Source organism: Hyphomicrobium zavarzinii ATCC 27496 (assembly GCF_000383415.1).
Taxonomy (GTDB): Bacteria; Pseudomonadota; Alphaproteobacteria; order Rhizobiales; family Hyphomicrobiaceae; genus Hyphomicrobium_C; species Hyphomicrobium_C zavarzinii.
This window is the reverse complement of sequence record NZ_KB911264.1, coordinates 48,140-68,933: the sequence shown is the minus strand read 5'-3', so window position 1 is coordinate 68,933 and position 20,794 is coordinate 48,140. Positions and strand designations below refer to the sequence as shown.

The window sequence follows — 20,794 nt, the reverse complement described above, 5'->3', positions numbered from 1 at the left end:
TTTGGGTCCAGCCGCTGTTGGAGAGAAGATGCCACCTCGCCATCTCAGAACCAATATATCCAAATCGAAATAGATTGGTTCCGAATTAGATACAATTGAGGGCGCCCGCATGATGCGCAGACGCCCTCTTTCCGTCTATCCTGACCGGATGCTGCGCTCAGGCGGCCTTTGTGCCGAGAGCCGGATAATCCGTGTAACCCTCTGCGCCGCCGCCGTAGAACGTGGCCGGCTTCGGCTCGTTCAGGGGTGCGTCGCGCTCGAGCCGCTCGACGAGATCGGGGTTTGCGATGAAGGGGCGTCCGAAGGCAACCAGGTCGGCCGCACCGCTCTCGATGGCTTCGATGGCGCTTCCGCGGTCGTAGCCGTTGTTGGCGAGGTAGACGCCCTTGAAGCGGCTGCGCAGGCGAGCGACGTCGGCGGCAGGCGCGCGTGGGCCTCCCGTCTGCCCCTCGACGAGATGCAGGTAGCCGAGTCCGAACTCGCTCGCCTTTGCGATCGCCGCTCCGAACGTGGTGATGGGATCGCTGTCGGAGATGTCGCCGAAGCCAGAGAAGGGGCTGAAGCGAACGCCGACGCGGAGCGCGGGGAACACGGACGTGAGGGCGGCGAGAATTTCGCCGAGGAAGCGGATGCGGTTCTCGACGCTGCCGCCGTACTCGTCTGTGCGCTTGTTGGTACCGTCACGCAGGAACTGGTCGATGAGATAGCCGTTGGCGCTGTGCAACTCGACGCCGTCGAAGCCTGCGTTCTTGGCGTTTTCGGCGGCCTTGCGATAGTCCTCCACGATGCGCTTGATCTCGGCAATCTCGAGCGCGCGAGGGGCGGAGACGTCGACAAAGCCCGATGCGATGAAGGTCTTCGCATTGGCCTTGATGGCGGAGGGCGCGACGGGGGCCTTGCCATCCGGCTGGAGCGAGGTGTGGGAGATGCGGCCCACGTGCCAGAGCTGGGCGAAGATGCGGCCACCCTTGGCGTGGACTGCGTCGGTCACTTTGCGCCAGCCCGCGACTTGCTCCTGGTTATAGATGCCGGGTGTCGCGATGTAGCCCTTGCCCTCCGGCGAGATCTGCGTGCCTTCCGAGATAATGAGTCCGGCGGATGCGCGTTGAGCGTAGTACTCGACGTTGAGGGCATGGGGGACATCGCCATCGGCGGCGCGGTTGCGCGTCAAAGGCGCCATGACGATACGATTGGGCAGCGTGAGCGTGCCAATCGTCAGGGGAGAGAAGAGTTTGGCGGACATGAAGTCAGGTCTCCAGCAGTCTATTGGATGCAAGATGTTCGCTGCCGCCGTTCAGGGAGGGCGAAGCTTGCCTGGCAACATATGGACCGTTGGATACAGAAAGAAAGCCCCCCGCGCGCTCCTGATGCAGGATTGCGCAGGGGCGCATGATTAACTTAGCGCGCTGGCGAATAAGCGATCGGATGATGGAACATTCTCGTAATGCTTCTTCTGGTCCGCCAAGAGGCCAAGATAGTGCTGCATCACGGCCGCGCCTGCGATCGAGGTGATGTCGGCATGATCGTAGGCGGGTGCGACCTCCACGACGTCTCCTCCTACGATGTCGAGGGCACCCAGGCGGCTAAGGATCATCAGCGCTTCGCGTGAGGAGAGGCCGCCAGCAACAGGTGTTCCCGTTCCGGGCGCAAAGGCCGGGTCGAGACAGTCGATGTCGAACGTCAGATAGGTCTTCGCGCTGCCGACGCGCCTCAGGATGCGATCGACCACGCCCTTCGCACCAAGGTCCGCGATCTCCTCGCCATACACGATCTCTATCCCGCAGGTCTCCGGCGCGTGCGTGCGGATGCCGATCTGGATCGACCGCTCGGGCAGAATGATCCCCTCCCGCACGGCGCGCGCCACGAACGAGCCGTGATCGATCCGTTCGTCCTCATCGAACCAGGTGTCCTGGTGTGCATCGAATTGCACGAGCGCCATCGGACCATGCTTCTGCGCGTGTGCTTTCAGGAGTGGCCAGGTGACGTAATGGTCTCCGCCAATCGAAAGAAGTTTCACGCCGGCATCGATCACCTCGCGTGCCTGCTCCTCGATCTGGCGGGGCGTGTTCGCGTGACGGCCGTAGTCGAGGGCGCAATCGCCATAGTCGACTACGGCCAGCCGTTCAAACGGGTCCGCGTGGAAGGGGTATTGGGGATCGCCGCCGAGGATTGCGGACGCGCGGCGCACGCCTTGAGGCCCGAAGCGCGCACCCGGACGGTTCGAGACCGCCGCGTCGAAGGGAATACCCCAGACGGCTACATCCACGCCTGCGAGGTTCCGCGTGAGCTTGCGGCGCATGAAGGACAGCACTCCGCTGTAGGTGGGCTCGGGAGAGCCGCCCCTCCTGGTTCCGGCGAAAACGGCGGTGTCGGTGGTCGAGGTGTGCAGGGGATGTTTCAGCGTCTGGGTCATGATCGGCTCCTCCGGTGTGAAGCGCCTCCAGGATCCGACTTGCCGAAAGGCTCGACAAACGGCTAATTTTCCGTCGTGAGTTGATAAAAACTCATCTCATTCCTGTCTCTGTCGCCGGTGCCCCATGCCGCTCCCTTCGCTCAATGCCATTCGCGCGTTCGAGGCCGCGGCGCGGTTGCTCAGCTTCAAGGAGGCAGCGGAGGAGTTGCGGCTCACGCCATCGGCCGTCAGCCGTCACATTCGCTCGCTCGAGCAGGCGCTGGGCGTGGAGCTGTTCGAGCGCGGCTTCCGGCAGGTTCAGCTCACCGAAAAGGCGACGCACTATGCGCGGCGCCTGACCGATGCCTTCAACGTCATCCGCGACGCGACGGAGGAGGTGAGCGTGTACGGACCCGCCCGGAAGCGCGCGCAAAAGCGGGTGTCGCTCTCCATCAATTCCACGTTCATGAACCTGTGGCTTGCTGACCGGCTTCCGCGGTTCCGGGCGGCGTGCCCCGCGTGCGAACTCGAGGTCTCGATCCATGACGACACGGGGAAGGGGGGCAATCCGCGCGCGGATCTCAGGATCCTGTTCGTGCGCGAGGACGAGGCGGATGCTTCGCTCTCTCCGCTCATCTCGCTCATCATTTTGCCGGTGTGTGCGCCTGCGCTGGCGAAAGGGCCGAATGGGCTGCGCAAGCCCGCCGATCTCGTGCGGCACAGGCTGCTGCACGAGAATACCACGGCCTGGTGGGAGGAGTGGATCGCAGGTGTGGGCGTCAAAGGCGTGGACGCCAAGTCGGGCGCGATCTTCCACGATCCGTCGCTCGCCATCCGGGAGGCGGTGAACGGCGGAGGCGTCGCGCTCGCGGACAACATCATGGCTGAGGATCTTCTGGCGCGTGGCCAACTCGTGACGCCGTTTCCGATCCGCCGCGCAATTCCGAGTTGCTATGCGCTCGCCGTGCGTCCTGGCGCAGCCTCCCTCGCTGGCGTCAAGCAGTTCCACCAGTGGCTGCTAGCGGAGATTGCCAAGCACAAGCGCGCCATGCACCTCACGTAGTTCCTGCGAGAAAAATCGCGCAGACGGCGGATGGAGCCCAAAAATTGGGCGGCTTTCAGTATCCATTGCCGCTGGAGTGGCAACAATCTTGCTGGACCCTGGAAATTCGGTAACGCTGCACGCATATGAGCAGGTGCGCGCGGGAGGGGAGTTCCGTGCGCCTTCTCAAAATCTATTTTCGGAGGTGCCTTGATGGCTAAGTTTCAGCTCAACGGCCGCGAGGTCACCGTTGCGTCCGAGGACGACACGCCGCTTCTCTGGGTCGTGCGCGACGAGCTGGGCCTGATCGGCTCGAAGTTCGGCTGCGGGGCCGCGCAGTGCGGCGCCTGTACGATGTATCTGGAAGGCCAGCCGATCCGCTCGTGTGTGACGGCCGTTTCTGATGTCGATGGCAAGTCGGTGACAACCATCGAGGGCTTGTCGGGGCCGGTGGCGGAAGCGGTGCGCGCGGCCTGGCAGAAACTGGACGTCGTACAGTGCGGCTATTGCCAATCGGGGCAGATCATGGCCGCGACGGCGCTGCTTTCGGAGACGGCTGCTCCTACGGACGATGACATCGATAGCGCGATGAGTGGAAACATCTGCCGCTGCAACACCTATCAGCGCATCCGGACTGCCATCCACACTGCATCCGAAACGCTCAAGGGCTGAGGGAGATCACGCACATGTATGGCCGAATGGATCTGTCTCAGTTTCGCGCCGACACGGCGCTTGCGCTCGACCGTCGTAATTTCGTGCGGCTCGCGCTCGGTTCCGGTGCCGGGCTCGTCATCGGGGCGTGGCTTCCTGCAGGGTCCGCCCGCGCCGAGGCGGCAGCGCAGGGCAACGAAAGCGGCGGCGTCTTCATGCCGTTCGTCAAGATCACGCCCGACAACGTGGTGACGGTGCTCGTGAAGCACCAGGACAAGGGGCAGGGCGTTGCGACGGGACTCTCCACGCTCGTCGCCGAAGAGCTCGATGCGGATTGGGCGCAGGTGAAGCCCGAGTTCGCCCCGGCCAACGTGGAACTCTACAAGAACCTGTTCTTCGGCGTGCAGGGTACCGGCGGCTCGACCGCCATCGCCAACTCGTTCGAGCAGTATCGAAAGGCGGGCGCAGCTGCGCGCGCCATGCTGGTCGAAGCCGCAGCCAAGCGCTGGGGCGTGGACGCGGCGTCGGTGAAAGTCGCCAAGGGCGTCGTTTCATCCGGTGCGAATTCGGCGACGTTCGGCGAGCTGGCGAAGGATGCCGCGAGCATGGCGGTGCCTGCCGACCCGAAGCTCAAGACGGCGGACGAGTTCGTCTACATAGGCAAGTCTTTTCCGCGTCTCGACTCGGTGCAGAAGACCACGGGCGCGCGGATCTATACGCAGGACGTGCAGCTTCCCGGCATGCTGGTCGCCACGCTCGCGCGCTCGCCGCGCTTCGGCGGGACTGTGCAATCGGTCGACGACAAGGCTGCGCGCGCAGTCAAGGGTGTGGTGGATGTCGTGCAGACGCCGCATGGTGTCGCGGTTCTCGCCACGTCCACCTATGCGGCGATCAAGGGCCGCGACCAGCTTGCCGTCTCTTGGGACGACAGCAAGGCGGACATGCGCGGCACCGACGCACTCGTTGCCGAGTACAAGGCGCTGGCCGATAAGCCGGGGCTCGTCGCACGCAACGAAGGTGACGCTACTGCCGCGCTCGCCAAGGCCGATAAGGTGATCGAGGCCGACTACATCTTCCCGTTCCTCGCGCACGCGCCCATGGAGCCGATGAACTGCGTGATGCAGTTCAAGGACGGAAGGGCGACGCTGTGGACCGGATCGCAGCTTCAGACCGTCGACCAGAACGTGACGGCGGCGATCCTCGGCATCAAGCCGGAGGACGTCGTCATCAACACGCTGTGGGCCGGAGGATCGTTCGGCCGCCGCGGTGTTTACAACTCGGACTACATCGCAGAGACCGCCGGCATCGTGAAGGCGACGGGCCGCAGCGAACCCATCAAGCTCGTGTGGACCCGGGAGGACGACATCAAGGGCGGCTACTATCGTCCGCTCTATGTGCACAGGGTCAAGGTCGGGCTCGGCAAGGACGGCGAGATCCTGGGCTGGCATCACCGCATCGTTGGTCAATCGATCGCGATCGGAACGCCTTTCGAGGCGGCGATCGTGAAGGACGGTGTGGACGGCACGTCCGTCGAAGGCGTTGCGGACACGCCCTACGCCATTTCCAACATGCATGTGGAGGTTCACAATACGAAGGCGGGTCCGCCGCCGCTTTGGTGGCGCTCGGTTGGGCATACGCACACGGCCTATGTCATGGAGACCATGATCGACGAGATCGCGGCGCTGCAGAAAAAGGATCCTGTGGCCTTCCGTCTTTCGTTGCTGGAGAAGCATCCGCGCCATGCCGCCGTGCTCAAGCTCGCCGCGGAGAAGGCGGGCTGGGACAAGCCTGCGGCCGACGGTGTGTTCCGGGGCGTGGCCGTGCACGAGAGCTTCAAGAGCTTCGTGGCGGAAGTAGCGGAGATCCGGATTGTCGACAGCAAGCCGAAGGTCGAGCGCGTGGTGGCGGCCGTGGACTGCGGCCTGGCCATCAACCCGGACAACATCAAGGCGCAGGTGGAGGGCGGCATCGGCTTCGGGCTCGGTGCGGTGTTGCACAGCAAGGTGACGCTGAAGGACGGCGTCGTCGATCAGGCCAACTTCGACGGCTACGAGGTGCTGCGCTTCAACGAGATGCCGAAGGTCGAGGTGCACATTCTGCCGTCCGCGGCTCCGCCCACTGGGATCGGCGAGCCAGGTGTGCCGCCGATCGGCCCGGCCGTTGCCAACGCTGTCGCAGCCGGCACAGGGCAGCGGGTTCGAGTGCTTCCGTTTGCGGATGGGTTGAAGCTTGGATGACGTTGTAACAGAGGCTGGCTTCCTGAACGGGACCGAAAGCGGCGCGGCAACCTGCGCAGCCCGCGTCGAGGGTGCGCGCGATGTCGTCTCCATTGCGCGACACTGGCTCGATACCTTCGGGACGATCGCGCTTGCGACGGTGATCAAGACGTGGGGCTCCTCGCCGGTTCCTGTGGGCGGGCAGCTCGTCGTCGGCCCGGACGATCGCTTCGAGGGCTCGGTTTCGGGCGGTTGCGTCGAGGCTGCGGTGATCACGGCGGCGGCCGAGGTGATGGCGTCGGGTGTGCCGCGATGCCTCGAATTCGGTGTCGCGGATCGCACGGCGTGGAGCGTGGGCCTGGCGTGCGGCGGGCGCATTGAGATTTTCGTCGAGCGCCTGCAAGGCCCGGCGGACGCGGCGTATCTCGACAGCGTAATCGCGCATCGCGAGCGGCGCTCACTCCTCGTCGTGGAGACCGATCTGCGGACGGGTGAGAGGCAGATTGGGCGCGAGGCGCGCTTCCATGAGGCGGAGATCGCGCAGCGGCTGGATGGCGGAGAGAGCTTCGTGATCGAGGAGCCGGAGGGGCGCCGTTTCCTTCATGCGCTCGTGCCAGGCGTGCATGTCGTTCTCGTCGGAGCGGGGCACATCGCACAAGTTCTCTCCGATCTTTCGCGCCGCGTTGGCTTCCAGGTGACGGTGATCGATCCCCGCACAGCCTTCTCGTCCGAGCATCGGTTTGGCGATGTTCCGCTTCGTCACGAGTGGCCGGACCAAGCGCTGCCCGCGCTGGGGCTCGATCAGCGCACCGCGGTGGTGACGCTCTCGCATGAAGGGCGCATAGACGACGAGACGCTGTCTCTCGCGATCCGGTCTCCCTGCTTCTACATCGGCGCGCTGGGCTCGCGGCGGACGCATGAGCAGCGTGTCGCGCGGCTCAAAGCGGCGGGCTTCTCGGATGCGGAGATCGGGAGGATCGACGGGCCGGTCGGCTTGCGCATTGGCGCCAAAGGGCCGGCGGAGATTGCCGTCTCCATTCTCGGCGCGATCATCCGGGCTCGTCACGGAGCTTGAGATGGAGACGTCTCGGGAGATCCGCGTCGGCGCGGTGCTGCTTGCGGGCGGGGCGTCGCTCCGGTTCGGAGCCGATAACAAGCTGCTCGCTCCGGTAGACACAGCTCCCCTCATCGCGAAAGTTGCGCGATCGGTGATCGATGGCGGCGTCGACACGGTGGTCGTGGTGACCGGTGCGGAGGAGGACGCCTACACGAGCGCCCTCTCCGGTTTTCCGGTGCGTTTTGTCCATAACGGGCGCTGGGCGGACGGTATGGGCGGCTCCATCGCGGCGGGTATTCGTGAGCTGGAAGATGCCTGCGACGGCGTGTTCATCGTTCCGGGAGACATGCCAAATCTCACGAGCGATGTGTTTCTCCGGCTCGCGAGCGTGTTTCGCGAAAAAGGGGGCACGCGCGTCGTCGTGCCGGTGACATCCAAGGGCGCGCAGCGTAACCCGGTGCTGTGGCCGGAGCGGCAATTTTCCAAGCTCGCCGCACTTTCGGGGCCGGGCGGCGGCAAGTCTGTGCTGGACACGCTCGGCGATGAGCGCCTTGATGTGGTTTTCGACGACGAGTCCCTTTTCGTGGACATCGATACGGCCGACGACTATGCGCGTTTCATCGGAGCTCGAAGGTGACACTGATCGACCGGACGCATCGCGCGGGAGGATCGCCACAGGCGTCCGCTCCCTTGCTGCGTGTTTCCGATGTGCGGAAGTCCTACGCGACGCCGCAAGGGCCGATTCCCGTGCTCAAAGGCGTGGATCTCACGCTCGCGGCCGGTGAAAGCCTGGCGCTGCTCGGGGAATCCGGCAGCGGGAAGAGCACGCTTCTGCATCTGATCGGCGGGCTGGATGACGCCGACAGCGGCGAGATCATGCTCGACGGCGTGCGCGTGACGGGCCAGCCCGATGCCGAGCGCGCGGCGTTGCGGCGTGAGCGCATCGGCATCGTGTTCCAGCAGTTCAACCTCGTTCCGAGCCTGACCGTCGCCGGCAATATCGCCTTTCAGGCGCGGATCGCCGGGCGTTTCGATGCCGCCTGGCAGGAGGAGCTGATGGAGCGGCTTGGCCTCGCGGCTCTCAGGCATCGCTACCCCGAACAGCTTTCCGGCGGCCAGCAGCAGCGTGTCTCGATCGGGCGCGCTCTGGCGATCCGGCCGCGTCTCCTCATCGCGGACGAGCCGACGGGCAATCTCGACGAGGCGACGGGCGACGAGGTGATGGGGCTCGCGCTCGATCTCATCGCGCGCACGGGCTGCGGCTTCCTGATGGTGACGCACAGCACGCGGCTCGCGCGGCGCCTCGACCGGCAGGTGACGCTTGCGTCAGGTGTGCTGGCAGGCGCGTGACATGGCCCCCGATCGAGCGTTCTGGATTTTCGCTACTCTCCTCAGCCATTGGCGGCGGCATCCGCTGAACTTCGCCACGCTGGTGATCGGCCTAGCGGTGGCCACCGCGCTCTGGAGTGGCGTGCAGGCCCTCAATCAGCAGGCGCGCACGAGCTATGACCGGGCGGCGCAGGTGTTCGGCGATGCCGGGGCGGCGAGTATCGTCAGCGCCAAGGGTACATCGGTCGCGCAAGAGCACTATGTGGCGCTGCGGCGGGCCGGGTGGAAGGTTTCGCCTGTGATCGAGGGCAGCGTCCGGATCGGCGGCGTGTCCTACCGGCTGGTGGGCGTGGAGCCGTTGACGGTGCCCAAGGGATCGGCCGTGGCGGGGCTCGCAACGGGCGGAGATCTCGAAGCCTTTCTCAAGGCGCCCGGGCAGACGCTGGTCGCGACGGAAACCTTGCGCGAGCTGGGCGCGGCGGGCGGGTCCCGTCCCGTCACGGAGGGAAAGCAGGCGTTGCCACCGCTCGTCGTCACCGAGGCGGTGGCGCCTGGGATCCTCGTCATGGACATCGGTGCGGCGCAGGTCATTCTCGGCAAGCCGCAGCAACTCACGCGCCTAATAGGCGGCCAGGGTGAGATGCCGGATGAGGCGTCACTCGTCGCGATTGGCGGAGACGCGCTCAAGCTCGAACAGCCGGAGGAGCGCGGCGATCTCGCGCGCCTCACGGACAGCTTCCATCTCAACCTCACGGCCTTTGGCCTGCTCGCCTTCATCGTGGGGCTGTTCATCGTTCATGCCTCCATCGGGCTCGCATTCGAGCAGAGGCTCGGGACGCTGCGGACCATGCGCGCGGTGGGTGTGCCGTTGCGGCTTCTGATGCTCGTGCTGGTCGGCGAGGTGGTGCTGCTCGCGCTGCTGGCGGGCGCCATCGGCATGGTTTGCGGCTATGTGATCGCGGCGGCGCTTCTGCCGGATGTGGCGGCGAGCCTCTCCGGTCTTTACGGCGCGCACGTGGGAGGCCATCTCGCGCTTCAAGGCCGGTGGTGGGCCTCGGGTCTCGGCATGGCTTCTGCCGGTGCGCTCGCAGCCTCTGCCGTGAGCCTGCTCAAGGTTTACCGGCTTCCCATCCTCGCCGTGGCAAAGCCGCTGGCGTGGCGGGAGGCGCAGCATGCGCAACTCCGGCGGCAAGGCGTTCTTGCTGCCATGTGCCTCGTCATTGGGGCCATCGCGTTTCTCTGGGGCCGCGGGCTCGTCGCCGGGTTCGTCGTCATCGCGGGCGTGCTGCTGGGAGCGGCGCTGCTTCTGCCGTTGCTGCTGGCGGTCGTTCTGCGTCTCGGGGAGCGGCGGGCAAGCGGCGCACTCGCGCAGTGGTTCTGGGCGGATACGAGGCTTCAGCTTTCGGGCCTCTCGCTCGCGCTCATGGCGCTCCTGCTCGCGCTCGCGGCGAACGTGGGTGTCGGCACGATGGTGGAGGGCTTCCGCAAGACGTTCACGGGCTGGCTCGACGAACGGCTCAATTCCGAACTCTATTTCGACGCCGCCGGCGCTCAGGAAGGCGGCGAGATCGCCGAGTGGCTCGGCCGCGATCCGCGCGTCACTGCGGTCCTGCCGGTGTGGAAGGCCGAGACGCGCATCGGAGGATGGCCGGTGGACGTCTATGGGACGCGCGATCATGCGACTTACCGCGATCACTTCACGCTTCTCTCGCACACGGCCGATGCCTGGGATCGGGTGCGGGACGGGGAGGGCGCGCTGATCAGCGAGCAGCTCGCCCGGCGCATGGACATCGGTCTCGGCTCGCCGCTCGCGCTTCCGACCGCGGATGGCGTGTGGGAGCTTCCGGTGGTCGGCCTCTATCCGGACTACGGCAATCCAAAAGGCCAGGTCCGCGTCAACGTAGATCATCTGGTGCGGCATTGGGCGGACGCACGCCGCACGAGCTATAGCGTTCGCGTGGCGCCCTCGGATGCGGGGGCGCTGATGACCGCGATGCAATCGCACTTCGACGGCAAAATCGCGCGCATCGTTGATCAGGCGTCCCTCAAGCAGATATCGACGCAGATCTTCGAGCGGACGTTCGCGGTGACGGGCGCGCTCAACACGCTCACGCTAATCGTTTCGGGGATCGCCTTGTTCGCGAGCCTTCTGACGTTGAGTGATCTCAGGCTCGCGCAGCTTGCACCGGTGTGGGCGCTGGGCGTCACGCGGCGCAAGCTCATGGATCTCGAGATCGGCAAGCTTTTGGTTCTGGCCGCGATCACGGCGGTGCTCGCGGTTCCACTGGGCCTCGTGCTCGCCTGGTGTCTTGTCGCGATCGTCAACGTGCAGGCTTTCGGATGGCGGCTGCCGTTCCATGTGTTTCCAACGCAGTGGGGGCTGATCGTGGCGCTTGCGCTGGCCACGGCCTTTCTCGCTTCCATCGTTCCCGTGGTCCGGCTCGGCCGCACCGCACCGCAGGATTTGCTCAAGGTGTTCGCCAATGAACGTTAGGCGTCTTGCCGCCGTTGCGGTGATCGCGCTCACGGCGCTGGGCTTCGGCCGCGCGGCGGCAGGCGGGTTTGCCGGGCTCGGCGACGAGGCGGCCGGGTTCGCGGAGGTGGTTCCGGGCAAGCCGCTTTCTTTTCCCGCAGATCATGGTGCGCATCCCGGCTACCGCATCGAGTGGTGGTACGTGACCGCGAACCTCAAGGACGCTTCGGGGGCGCGCTACGGCGTGCAGTGGACCCTGTTCCGGCAGGCGCTCTCGCCCGGTGCCGAGAAGGAGGGCTGGGCCAACCAGCAAGTCTGGATGGGCCATGCGGCTCTCACGAGCGCTGGGTCTCATCGTTTTGCAGAGACGCTCGCGCGGGGCGGTATCGGGCAGGCGGGTGTCGTCGCGGAGCCGTTCAAGGCGTGGATCGACGACTGGTCGTTCGCAAGTGTGGATGCGGCAGGCCGCGGCACGCTGGAGTCCGCTTCGCTTTCCGCCAAGGGCGTCGGCTTTTCGTACGCGCTCACGCTTACGAGCCCGCAGGCGCCCGTGCTTCAGGGCGACCACGGTTACAGCCGCAAGTCCGAGCGCGGGCAGGCGTCCTACTATTACAGCCAACCTTTCTTCAAGGTCGCCGGAACGCTGACGCTCGACGGGCGCGCGATCGCCGTGACGGGACAGGCATGGATGGATCGCGAGTGGAGCAGCCAGCCGCTCGCCAAGGATCAGAAGGGCTGGGACTGGTTCTCGCTGCATCTGCCGGGCGGCGAGAAGCTGATGCTGTTCCAGCTTCGCGGCGAGGCAGGCGGCTCCTACCGCGCCGGGAGCTGGATCGGCGCGGACGGCGCCGTCAACTCGCTTGCAAGTGCGGACATCGTGCTGACCCCAGGGCCTTCGCGCACTGTCGCAGGGCGCAGCCTTCCGGTGACGTGGAAGGTGGAGGTGAAGAGCCGGGGGCTTTCGATCGAGACCGTGCCGCTCAATGCCGAAAGCTGGATGGGGACGGTGTTTCCCTATTGGGAAGGACCGGTGCGCTTTACGGGCTCGCACGCAGGCGATGGCTATCTCGAGATGACCGGCTACTAACAAAAAAAAGGGGCCACTTGCGGGAGTGGCCCCTGTCGCACTTCGGAGTTGCTGTCCTCTGGTGCGGAGTTTGGCTGGGGGAGAAAACGCCTTGCGAAGTTGGAAACTCAGACAGCGGGCAGGATCTTCACAGCGATCCGATGCCCATGACTCTCACGATACTGAATGCGAACGTCCTCGCCCCTGCGCAGGCTCATGGCCGTGAGGCGGGGATTGTAGCGGTAAGTCTGGCTCTTCACCGTCAGGTGGTGCGCGCGCGGGTTGAGGTGCTGGATGCGGCCAGTCACCTCGTGCGGCGCGGGGCTTGCCGCCGCTGCTGCACCTGCACCTGTCGTAATCGCGAGGGCAACGACACCAAGCTTCTTCAAACGTGTCATGGATGTATTTCCTAGTTCATCACGAGTTTGGATCGTGGGGGGATGGGCTTGCGGAGGGATGGTCGATTACTTGGCGTGATGGACCTTCGAGGCGACCATCTTGCCGTCTTTCGTCTCGTAGGTGATCGCGACCTTGTCGCCGGCCTTGAACTTCTCGAGCTTCACGTGGCTGTTGATCTCGAACGTGCTTCCGTTGGCGAGGGTCAGCTCGTGCTTGGCCGTATCGGTGGATTTGACATCACCCGTCATCGTCTGCGACGCGGCGAGGGCGGCCGTGGACAGGGCGGCCATGCCGGCGAGCACGAGCGGAGCAACGCTTTTCTTGAACATCGGACTTCTCCTCATTTGCTGAGCCATCTCTTCTTGTCGGGGCGGCCCATGCAGAGACTTATGCGCCCCTAAGCTTGCCGCTCCTTGGCCGGGGACATACGGATTCGTAAGAGAGGCGTAAGCTATTGATCGGGCTTAAAACTCTTCCTGTTCGGAATGCCGATTCCAGGTGCGGCTCAGGCCTTGGGGAACGAAATGGCGACGTGCAGGCCAGGTCCGCGATCCTGGAGCGTGATCCGCGCGTCATGCAGCTCCACGATGGCGGCTGCCAGCGTCAGACCGAGGCCGCTGCCGGGCGTCGAGCGGGCCCGCTCGAGCCTATAGAGGCGGCGGAAAACTTTCTCGCGCTCCTCGACGGGAATGCCGGGGCCGGTGTCGGATACCTCGGCCCTGTAGCCGTCCGGCTCCGCTGAGAGGCCGAGGGAGATGTTTGTTCCTGCCGGGCAATGGCGGATGGCGTTCTCGACGAGGTTGGCGAAGAGCTGCAGCAGCAGCTCGCGGTCGCCTTTCACGATAGCGGGAGCGTGGCGTCCGTTGCTCCAGGTGAGGTGATGGCCGGCATCCTCGGCCACAGCGGCATAGACGTCGGCCACGTCGTCGAGCACGGAGCCGAGGTCTACGTTCGCGAAGCGCGCCTTGCGGGCGCCAGCCTCGATCTGGGTGATGCGCAGAAGCGCGTCGAAGGTCTCGATCATGGCGTCGAGGTCGGCGAGGGTGTCCTCGATCGTCAGGGGGAATTCCTCGGCCGACCTCGCGCTGCGGCGGGCGATGTCGAGACGCTGGCGCAGGCGTCCGACGGGCTTCTTGAGGTCGTGGGCGATGTCGGACGAGGATTGGTTGACGTTTTCGATGAGCTTCTGGAGGTGATCGAGCGTGCGGTTCACCTGCGCGCCGACGTGATCGATGTCGTCGCCTGTCTGGGTCAACGGTACGCGGGCGGCGATCTGTCCTTCCGAGACGGCGGAGAGCGTTTTCGCGAACGCATCGATGCGATGCTGCGTGTTGGCAGCGAGGTAGGCGCCGCACAAGGCGCCGAGCAGCGTCGTTGCGATGAGGCCGATGCCCAGCACCTCGAGCAGGAACGTCTGCGTCCGGCGCAGCTCGCGGTTGCTGCTGCCGACCAGGAGGCGGCCTTTCGAGACGGGCTGCCAGAGGGCGAGAAACTTATCGTCCGGCTCTCCATTGTCCCAATCTGGCTGAATGTCCTCACGCTCGAGCGTCAGCCAGTCGTTGGACTGGCGGATGTCGTGCACGTTGCCGGCGACGTGGCGGCCGTTCTCGTCCACGAGCTCGAAGATGAAATCCGCATCACGGACGGACTCGCTTTCGCTGGTAACGACGGAGGCGAGATCCTCGAATGCTTTCTGCCGGTCGACCACGAGGAGCGCATCCATGGTTTCCTGCGTGCGCACACGGATCTGCTCGCTCAAGCGTGCGGTGAGGCCGAAGAACAGGATGGCAAACAGCACGATGACAGTGGTGGCGAACAAGGCAGTAAACGTCGCCGCCAACCGCAAGGGCGTTCGCTTCAGCACGATGTCATCCCTGTCATGGGCCTTCGTGCAGACTGTAGCCGCTGCCGCGGATGGTGTGAATGAGCTCGCTGTCGAAGGGTTTATCGATCTTGGAGCGGAGGCGGGAAATGTGTGTCTCGACGACGCTCGTCTTGGGATCGAAGTGGAAGCACCAGACACGCTCGAGCAGCATGGTGCGGGTGACCACCCGACCCTTGTTGCGCATCAACACCTCGAGCAGGCGGAATTCGCGCGGCTGGAGATCGATCTCGGTGGTACCGCGATAGACCTTGCGGCTGATGAGATCGAGCGCGAGGTCGCCGACCTTGAGGCGGGTTTCCTCTCCCTTGAGGTGCGGGCGCCGTGCGAGCGCATTGAGGCGGGCCAGAAGCTCCGAAAAGGCGAAGGGCTTCACGAGATAGTCGTCGCCGCCGGCATCCAGTCCGTCGACGCGGTCGTCCACGCCGCCAAGCGCCGTGAGGAAGATGATGGGAACCCGCCGGCCGGCGGCCCGGACGGTTTTGACGAGGGCGAGGCCTTCGAGGCCCGGCAGCATGCGATCGACGATCAGGACATCGTAGTCTTCGCCCATGGCGAGGGAGATGCCGTCGCGGCCGTCCGGCGCGTGATCGATGATGTGGCCTTCTTCCTCCAGACCTTTGACCACGTAGGCGGCGGTGTCGGGGTCGTCCTCAATGAGGAGCACGCGCATGGCAGGCATCCTGTGCGATGACCTCGCCGGTGGTCGGAGGGAGCCCGGTCGATCCGGTGAGGGCTGACGAGTCGTAACCTTCAGTATAGGTGCCGGACCTGTTCTGCCTCTTACGGGCTCCTTACAGTTTCGTAAGATGGCTCCTGGTCAGGCTCTCTTTTTTGCAGCCCTGATCAGGCCGGCAGCTCCCGGCCCGTGAGCGGCGGCGTCTCTATTTCGTTCTCCTCTGGCTTGTGCTCGGCGGCGACCACCAGATAGATGACCGGTAGGATGAAGAGGGTAAACAGGGTGCCGATGGCCATGCCGGACACCAGCATGATGCCGATGCTGTTGCGCGCTTCCGCGCCCGCGCCCGTGACGAAGACGAGCGGCAGATGGCCGAACACGGTGGCGGCCGTGGTCATGAGAATGGGACGCAGGCGTGTCTTCGCGCCTTCCCGTATGGCGGCCAGCTTGTTGAGGCCCTGCTTCTGCAACTCGTTGGCAAACGCGACGATCAGAATGCCGTTCTTGGCGATGAGGCCGACGAGGGTGATCAGGCCGATCTGGCTGTAGATGTTAATGGTGGTGTAGCCGAGGAAGGTGAAGACGAGTGCGGCGGACAGCGCCAGCGGGACAGAGCCCAGCAGCACCACGAGCGGATCGCGGAAGCTTCCGAACTGAGCGACGAGCACCAGATAGATGAGCAGGATCGCGAAGCCGAGCGTGCCGGCGAGGGTGGCGCCTTCCTGGCGGATCTGGCGGGATTCACCGGCGTAGTCGATCGTGTACTCGGGAGGCAGGATGGAGCGCGCGGCCTTCTCCAAAGTTTCGAGGGCGGCCGCCTTGGTGACGCCCGGCACCACGCCGCCGTAAACCCGGAAGCTGTCGGCTTGCTGGAAGCGGGCGAGAGTGCGCGGCGCCGTCTTCGTCTCGAGGCTCGCGACGGCGGAGACGGGGATCTGCTTTCCGTCGCGGGTGCGGATCTTGTAGTCGAGCAGGCGCTCGGCCACGGCGCGGGCACTCAGGTTGACTTGCGGGATGACCTTGTAGGCACGGCCTTCGCGCGTGAAGCGGTTGACGTAGTTGCCCGAGATCAGGATGCCGAGCTGGCGGCCGACATCCGCGAGATCGAGCCCGAGGTCGGCCACGCGCTCGCGATGCACAGTCACGAGCACTTGCGGAAGATCGATCTTGAGATCGGTATCGGCGAACATGAACTGTCCGCTGGCAAACGCGGCGCCGACGAGCTTGGCGGCATAGTCGGCCATCTGCTCCGGCGTGCCGGGTCCCTTGAGCACCAGCTCGACGTCGTAGTTTCCGGCGCCGGGCAATGCGGGCGGCAGCACGGGGAAGATCTGCAGCTCCTTGATCTTCGAAACGGCGCCGTAAACCTGGGGCTGGATCTCCTTGGCGGTGCGCGCGCGCTCGTGCCAGTTCTTCAGCATGAAGCCGCCGAAGCCGTTCGAGGGGAAGACGATCTCGAACATGCCGTCGTATTCGGGCAGGTCCTTGCCGATCTTCAGGACCTGGTCCATGTGGCCCGCGGTGTAGGCGAGCGAAGCGTCGGGCGCTGAGTTGACGATCAGCAGAATGAAGCCTTCGTCCTCGACGGGCGCCAGCTCCTGCGAGGAGAAGTGATAGAGGGGCACGGCGAGCAGGCAGATGAATGCGCCGAACGCGAGCACTTGGCCGCGCAGGTTCAAGACGACATCGAGGCAGCGGCCATAGCCGTTCGCGAGGCGGTCGAGCATCCGGCCGACGAAGCGCGCGTAGCGGCCTTCGTGCCCGCCCTCGGCCGCCGTGTAGGCGCTCATGATGGGCGAGAGCGTGATGGCGACGAAGCCGGAAACGATGACGGCGATGGCCAGCGTGAAGGCGAATTCCTTGAAGAGCACGCCGGTCAGGCCAGAGAGGAAGCCGATCGGCGCGTAGACCGCCGCCAGCGTGATGGTCATGGCGATGATGGGCGTGAACAGTTGCCGCGTGCTGACCAGGGCTGCCTGAATACGGCCCATGCCGTTCTGCATGTGGCGTGAGACGTTCTCGACCACGACGATGGCGTCGTCGACCACGATGCCGACCGAGAGCACGATGGCGAGGAGCGTGAGAAGATTGAGCGAGAAGCCCATGGCCATCATCGCGGCCATGGCGCCGATGAGCGAGATCGGGATCGTGACGAGGGGCACAAGGGCACTGCGCGCGGAGCCCAGGAACAGGAACACGATCAGGCCGACGATGAGCACGGTCTCGGTGAAGGTCTTGCCGATCTCCTTCAGCGAGTTCTCCATGTAGACCGTGCCGTCATAGGCAAGCGCGATGTCGGTTCCGGGCGGCAAGTCGGGCCGGATGGTGTCGAGCGCGGCGCGAAGGGCGTAGGCCACGCTGATCTCGTTCGCGCCCGGCAGCGGCCAGACGGAGAGGTAGACCGCGTCCTTGCCGTTGTCGCGAACGTTCGCCGTCTCCTCCTCGGAGCCGAGCTCTACGCGGCCAATGTCCGCGATCCGGATGATGTGCTTCTTGTCCTCGCGGACGATGAGCTGCTCGAACTCGGCAACGCTCTTGAGATCGGTGTTGGCGAGGAGGTCGACCTGGACCTGGCTTCCTTTCGTTCGGCCCACGGCGGCGAGGAAGTTGTTGCGCAGAAGTGCTGCTTCCACCTCGCTCGCGCCGATGCCGAAGGCGGCCAGCCGATCCGCGTCGAGCCAGATGCGCATGGCCTGTGGGCGGGCGCCTTCCAGGCCCACGCGCTGCACGTCCGGAATGGTGCTGAGGCGCGGCTGGATGTTGCGCGAGAGATAGTCGGTGATTTCCGGCGGCGTCATGCTCTCGGAGGTGACGCTGACATAGAAGGTGGCGTAAGGCCGGTCGGCGCGCTGCACCTCGACGACCGGGCTTTCGACCTCGGCGGGCAACTCGCTGCGGATCTGGTCGAGCCGGTTGCCGACCTCCGTCAGGGCCACCGTGCTCGGGTGGTTGAGCTTCAGGCGCGCGGTGACGGTGCTGACGCCCGCGACACTCGAGGATTCCACGTAGTCGATGCCCGTGATCGAGGAGACCGCGCGCTCGATCGGCGTGGTGACGAAGCCGCGAATGCTCTCGGCAGATGCGCCGATATAGACGGTGGTGATGAGGATCGACGAGCTTTCAATGCGCGGATACTGCTGGATCGGAAGCTGTGTCGCGGCTCTGATGCCGATCAGCACCAGCGCCAGATTGACGACGATGGCGATGACAGGGCGCCGGACAAAGATTTCGATGGCGCGCATGGGCTCGCTTCCTCAGTTGACGCCGACGTCCGTCGAGGGAGCGGGGGCCGGCATTCCGGCATCGACCAGGAGGCCTTCACGCAGCTTGAACGATCCCGAGGCGGCGATCAGCTCGCCTGCGGCTAAGCCTTTTTCGATCGCGATGTCGTCGCCCTGGACGGCGCCCGTCTGCACGGTGCGCTGGCGGGCGCGCAGCTTGCCGTTCTCCTCGACGAGAACGAAGACGTGCTGGCCGTTCGGCGAGCGGCGGACGGAAGCGAGCGGCACCATGACGGCGGTGCGCGGCTCGGACGTTCTCACGATCACATCGACGAAGGTGCCGGGGCGGAGCTTCTCGCCGAAGCCCGCTGCGGCCGCGCGGAAGCGGATCGAGCGGTTGGAGCCGTCGGCGCTGTTGTCCTCTGCGATGATCTTTGCCGTGGTCTCTCCACCCGGAACGGCGGGGCCGGAGAGCGTCACGACGGTTCCCGGACGTATGGCCACGGCGCTGTCCTGGGGTAGCGAGAAGTCCACGTAAGCGTCCGCCGCCGTGCCCTGGAGGGTGACGATCAGCGTGCCTGCATCGAGATAAGCGCCGGGCTGCCAGTTGGTGATGCCGACGCGTGCGCGGAATGGCGCGGTGATACGCTTCTTGTCGACGATCACCTCGAGATTGCGGGCGCGCGCCGTCGCGGCGTTGAACTCCTCGCGCGAGCGATCCAATTCCTGCGCGGAGAAAGCGGCGCTGCCGCGCAGGCTCTCCCGGCGATCGAGCGTGAGCTTGGCGAGGCGGGCATCCGCTTCCGCCGCGGCGAGGGCGGCCTGCTCCTGGCGGGTGTCGAACTGGACAAGAAGGTCGCCCTTCTCGACGATGGCGCCGGACGTGAAGCCGATCTCCGAGATCGCGCCTGCGATCTCGTTCTTCACTTCGAGCTGACGCAGAGCAACGACAGTGCCGATGGCGCGCGTCACGGCAGACCACTGGCCTTCGCGCGAGCGGGTCGAGAGTACCGATTCCACGGGCTCCGGCGTCGCCTCGCCGGCGGCGATAGCGGTCTTGATCTCGCTGTATTTGTAGAACCCCAACCCGCCGGCAATTCCGGCGACGGCGAGGATCACGACCGTCCAGGCCATGATATGCCTAAGCATGCTGTCCTCGGGCAATTCTGTACGTCATCAAGCAGAATGCGGGGTGTGTACGTCTTGCAGTGTCGAAGGAATGCCAGGACGCTCCCCGTATCCGAGCTTCCTAAATTTCATCTGTGAAACAGTTTCCCGCCGATTGTCCCTGCGCAGAATGGCATTGCGAAGGCTTCGCGGCGGGGTTTCAGGAACGCTCAGCTCAAGGACGTGCGAGAAGATGCGCGCCCGACATCGCGTCCGGACTATTTTGCCGTTGTTACGGTGCTTCTTTCCGCCGGGCCTGCGTCCGCGGTCAAGCGATATGTTGCCTGAAGTACAGGCAGCGTCCGCGGCCTGCGGCGAGTCCGCTCCAAGCGTGACAAGTTTATCGCAATTTAACCGTGATTTCCAAGCTAATGGCGAGCTGTTGCGTATTCCCGGTTGCAGCGGGAGCAGGGCCGCAACAGCTCCAGAACCATCCGCTGTCGGTCAATCGGCGGCGGGCGTGAGGGTGAACCTGACGGTGTCCTTGTGGAGCCCGTGCACCTGGACGGAAAACGGACCCGAGCCGATCTCGAAACGAACGCTCTTGCGGATCCATTCGCATTCGATTGCGCCGGTGTGCGCCGTTGCTTCGAGGGGCTTTCCGTTCTGCACGACGTCGATCCATCCATGGCCCGACAACGTGATCTGATAATGGCCAGCTTCGGGGAGCTTGTCGAAGCTCACGATGCCGCCGAAGGCTTCTGCATCCTCGGGCTTCGGCGTGCTTGTGGGATTCACGGCGAAAGGCACCTTGGATGCCGGCTGCAAGGCGACCTCGATCGCCTTGTCCGCGGGCGGGGCAGGCAATGTCGCGCCGGAGGCGACTTTCTCGCTGCCCCCCTTCATCCAGGCCAGCTCCTTGGTGAGAGGCCAGAGGAAGCCGTCGCAGCCGGTTCCTGGTGCGGCGAGGGCGGGAAGGGGAGCGGCCAGCAGAGCGCTGCAACCGGAAAGCAGGATCAGAAGTTTACGCATCTCATTCCACCGCGACCATCACATCGGAGGCTTTGACGACGGCGGACGCCGTCATGCCCGGGGCCAGTTTCAACTCGTCCACGGCTTCATTGGTGATCGAGGCCGTGATGACGCTGCCCCCGAGATCGATCCTCACATGCGCCGTGGTCGCGCCTTTCTTGATGTCGACAATTTTGCCTTTGAGCACGTTGCGTGCGCTGATCTTCATGGCCGTGTTCCTTATCCTCCTGGCGCGATATTTTCACGTA

18 protein-coding genes are annotated in these 20,794 nt (G+C 65.0%); 8 read left to right on the top strand and 10 right to left on the bottom strand.

Annotated features, from left to right (window positions below; all coding sequences use genetic code 11):
• Positions 1-157 precede the first annotated feature (157 nt).
• Both F812_RS0120670 and speB read right to left on the bottom strand, forming a co-directional pair.
• Positions 158-1,243 carry an alkene reductase gene (locus tag F812_RS0120670; RefSeq protein ID WP_020087892.1) on the bottom strand — a complete coding sequence of 362 codons (1,086 nt, stop codon included), beginning with the start codon at positions 1,241-1,243 and terminating at the stop codon, positions 158-160.
• Between the two features lie 150 nt (positions 1,244-1,393).
• Positions 1,394-2,413 (bottom strand): agmatinase, encoded by a 1,020-nt coding sequence (gene speB, locus F812_RS0120665; protein WP_020087891.1) that lies wholly within the window; start codon positions 2,411-2,413, stop codon positions 1,394-1,396.
• A gap of 124 nt (positions 2,414-2,537) precedes the next feature.
• On the opposite strand from speB, the gene F812_RS0120660 reads away from it, so the two are divergent.
• From F812_RS0120660 to F812_RS0120625, 8 genes are all read left to right on the top strand, one after another.
• On the top strand, positions 2,538-3,455 hold the full coding sequence (locus F812_RS0120660; protein ID WP_020087890.1) for a LysR substrate-binding domain-containing protein: 918 nt from the start codon (positions 2,538-2,540) through the stop codon (positions 3,453-3,455).
• 192 nt (positions 3,456-3,647) lie between these two features.
• Positions 3,648-4,106: a (2Fe-2S)-binding protein gene (locus tag F812_RS0120655; protein ID WP_020087889.1), complete on the top strand. Its 459-nt coding sequence runs from the start codon at positions 3,648-3,650 to the stop codon at positions 4,104-4,106.
• A gap of 14 nt (positions 4,107-4,120) precedes the next feature.
• On the top strand, positions 4,121-6,322 hold the full coding sequence (locus tag F812_RS0120650; RefSeq protein WP_198011250.1) for a xanthine dehydrogenase family protein molybdopterin-binding subunit: 2,202 nt from the start codon (positions 4,121-4,123) through the stop codon (positions 6,320-6,322).
• Positions 6,315-7,376 (top strand): XdhC family protein, encoded by a 1,062-nt coding sequence (locus F812_RS0120645; RefSeq protein ID WP_020087887.1) that lies wholly within the window; start codon positions 6,315-6,317, stop codon positions 7,374-7,376. The genes F812_RS0120650 and F812_RS0120645 overlap by 8 nt, the downstream gene beginning before the upstream one ends.
• Position 7,377: 1 nt before the next feature.
• The gene (locus F812_RS24910; RefSeq protein WP_020087886.1) at positions 7,378-7,995 is read left to right on the top strand and encodes a nucleotidyltransferase family protein; all 618 of its coding nucleotides are present in this window, start codon (positions 7,378-7,380) and stop codon (positions 7,993-7,995) included.
• Positions 7,992-8,708 carry an ABC transporter ATP-binding protein gene (locus F812_RS0120635; RefSeq protein ID WP_245257734.1) on the top strand — a complete coding sequence of 239 codons (717 nt, stop codon included), beginning with the start codon at positions 7,992-7,994 and terminating at the stop codon, positions 8,706-8,708. The genes F812_RS24910 and F812_RS0120635 overlap by 4 nt, the downstream gene beginning before the upstream one ends.
• Position 8,709: 1 nt before the next feature.
• Positions 8,710-11,181 carry an ABC transporter permease gene (locus F812_RS0120630; protein WP_020087884.1) on the top strand — a complete coding sequence of 824 codons (2,472 nt, stop codon included), beginning with the start codon at positions 8,710-8,712 and terminating at the stop codon, positions 11,179-11,181.
• A complete protein-coding gene (locus tag F812_RS0120625) occupies positions 11,171-12,247 on the top strand; it encodes a lipocalin-like domain-containing protein (protein ID WP_020087883.1) in 1,077 nt (358 codons plus the stop codon). Before F812_RS0120630 ends, F812_RS0120625 begins: the two co-directional genes overlap by 11 nt.
• A gap of 107 nt (positions 12,248-12,354) precedes the next feature.
• Here the strand turns inward: F812_RS0120625 and F812_RS0120620 are convergent, their stop codons facing one another.
• The 8 genes from F812_RS0120620 to F812_RS0120585 form a co-directional block, all read right to left on the bottom strand.
• Entirely contained in the window at positions 12,355-12,624 is a 270-nt protein-coding gene (locus F812_RS0120620) for a hypothetical protein (protein ID WP_020087882.1), read from the bottom strand.
• Between the two features lie 66 nt (positions 12,625-12,690).
• Positions 12,691-12,954: a DUF1344 domain-containing protein gene (locus F812_RS0120615; protein WP_020087881.1), complete on the bottom strand. Its 264-nt coding sequence runs from the start codon at positions 12,952-12,954 to the stop codon at positions 12,691-12,693.
• A gap of 176 nt (positions 12,955-13,130) precedes the next feature.
• Positions 13,131-14,489, bottom strand: a complete 1,359-nt coding sequence (locus F812_RS0120610; RefSeq protein WP_245257733.1) for a sensor histidine kinase — start codon at positions 14,487-14,489, stop codon at positions 13,131-13,133.
• 13 nt (positions 14,490-14,502) lie between these two features.
• Positions 14,503-15,180 carry a winged helix-turn-helix domain-containing protein gene (locus F812_RS0120605; protein WP_020665397.1) on the bottom strand — a complete coding sequence of 226 codons (678 nt, stop codon included), beginning with the start codon at positions 15,178-15,180 and terminating at the stop codon, positions 14,503-14,505.
• 173 nt (positions 15,181-15,353) lie between these two features.
• On the bottom strand, positions 15,354-18,428 hold the full coding sequence (locus F812_RS24905) for an efflux RND transporter permease subunit (RefSeq protein ID WP_020087878.1): 3,075 nt from the start codon (positions 18,426-18,428) through the stop codon (positions 15,354-15,356).
• A 12-nt stretch (positions 18,429-18,440) separates the two neighbouring features.
• Positions 18,441-19,556: an efflux RND transporter periplasmic adaptor subunit gene (locus tag F812_RS24900; RefSeq protein ID WP_083929299.1), complete on the bottom strand. Its 1,116-nt coding sequence runs from the start codon at positions 19,554-19,556 to the stop codon at positions 18,441-18,443.
• Positions 19,557-20,018: 462 nt separating this feature from the next.
• Positions 20,019-20,546, bottom strand: coding sequence for a hypothetical protein (locus tag F812_RS0120590; protein ID WP_020087876.1), 528 nt, complete (start codon positions 20,544-20,546; stop codon positions 20,019-20,021).
• A gap of 1 nt (position 20,547) precedes the next feature.
• Positions 20,548-20,754, bottom strand: coding sequence for a TOBE domain-containing protein (locus F812_RS0120585; RefSeq protein WP_020087875.1), 207 nt, complete (start codon positions 20,752-20,754; stop codon positions 20,548-20,550).
• Positions 20,755-20,794: the final 40 nt, after the last annotated feature.

Excerpts from the sequence above, each read along its gene's own strand:
- F812_RS0120670 (WP_020087892.1), bottom strand. The coding sequence starts at position 1,243 with ATGTCCGCCAAACTCTTCTCTCCCCTGACGATTGGCACGCTCACGCTG.
- speB (WP_020087891.1), bottom strand. The coding sequence starts at position 2,413 with ATGACCCAGACGCTGAAACATCCCCTGCACACCTCGACCACCGACACC.
- F812_RS0120660 (WP_020087890.1), top strand. The coding sequence starts at position 2,538 with ATGCCGCTCCCTTCGCTCAATGCCATTCGCGCGTTCGAGGCCGCGGCG.
- F812_RS0120655 (WP_020087889.1), top strand. The coding sequence starts at position 3,648 with ATGGCTAAGTTTCAGCTCAACGGCCGCGAGGTCACCGTTGCGTCCGAG.
- F812_RS0120650 (WP_198011250.1), top strand. The coding sequence starts at position 4,121 with ATGTATGGCCGAATGGATCTGTCTCAGTTTCGCGCCGACACGGCGCTT.
- F812_RS24910 (WP_020087886.1), top strand. The coding sequence starts at position 7,378 with ATGGAGACGTCTCGGGAGATCCGCGTCGGCGCGGTGCTGCTTGCGGGC.
- F812_RS0120630 (WP_020087884.1), top strand. The coding sequence starts at position 8,710 with ATGGCCCCCGATCGAGCGTTCTGGATTTTCGCTACTCTCCTCAGCCAT.
- F812_RS0120625 (WP_020087883.1), top strand. The coding sequence starts at position 11,171 with ATGAACGTTAGGCGTCTTGCCGCCGTTGCGGTGATCGCGCTCACGGCG.
- F812_RS0120620 (WP_020087882.1), bottom strand. The coding sequence starts at position 12,624 with ATGACACGTTTGAAGAAGCTTGGTGTCGTTGCCCTCGCGATTACGACA.
- F812_RS0120615 (WP_020087881.1), bottom strand. The coding sequence starts at position 12,954 with ATGTTCAAGAAAAGCGTTGCTCCGCTCGTGCTCGCCGGCATGGCCGCC.
- F812_RS0120605 (WP_020665397.1), bottom strand. The coding sequence starts at position 15,180 with ATGCGCGTGCTCCTCATTGAGGACGACCCCGACACCGCCGCCTACGTG.
- F812_RS24905 (WP_020087878.1), bottom strand. The coding sequence starts at position 18,428 with ATGCGCGCCATCGAAATCTTTGTCCGGCGCCCTGTCATCGCCATCGTC.
- F812_RS24900 (WP_083929299.1), bottom strand. The coding sequence starts at position 19,556 with ATGCTTAGGCATATCATGGCCTGGACGGTCGTGATCCTCGCCGTCGCC.
- F812_RS0120590 (WP_020087876.1), bottom strand. The coding sequence starts at position 20,546 with ATGCGTAAACTTCTGATCCTGCTTTCCGGTTGCAGCGCTCTGCTGGCC.
- F812_RS0120585 (WP_020087875.1), bottom strand. The coding sequence starts at position 20,754 with ATGAAGATCAGCGCACGCAACGTGCTCAAAGGCAAAATTGTCGACATC.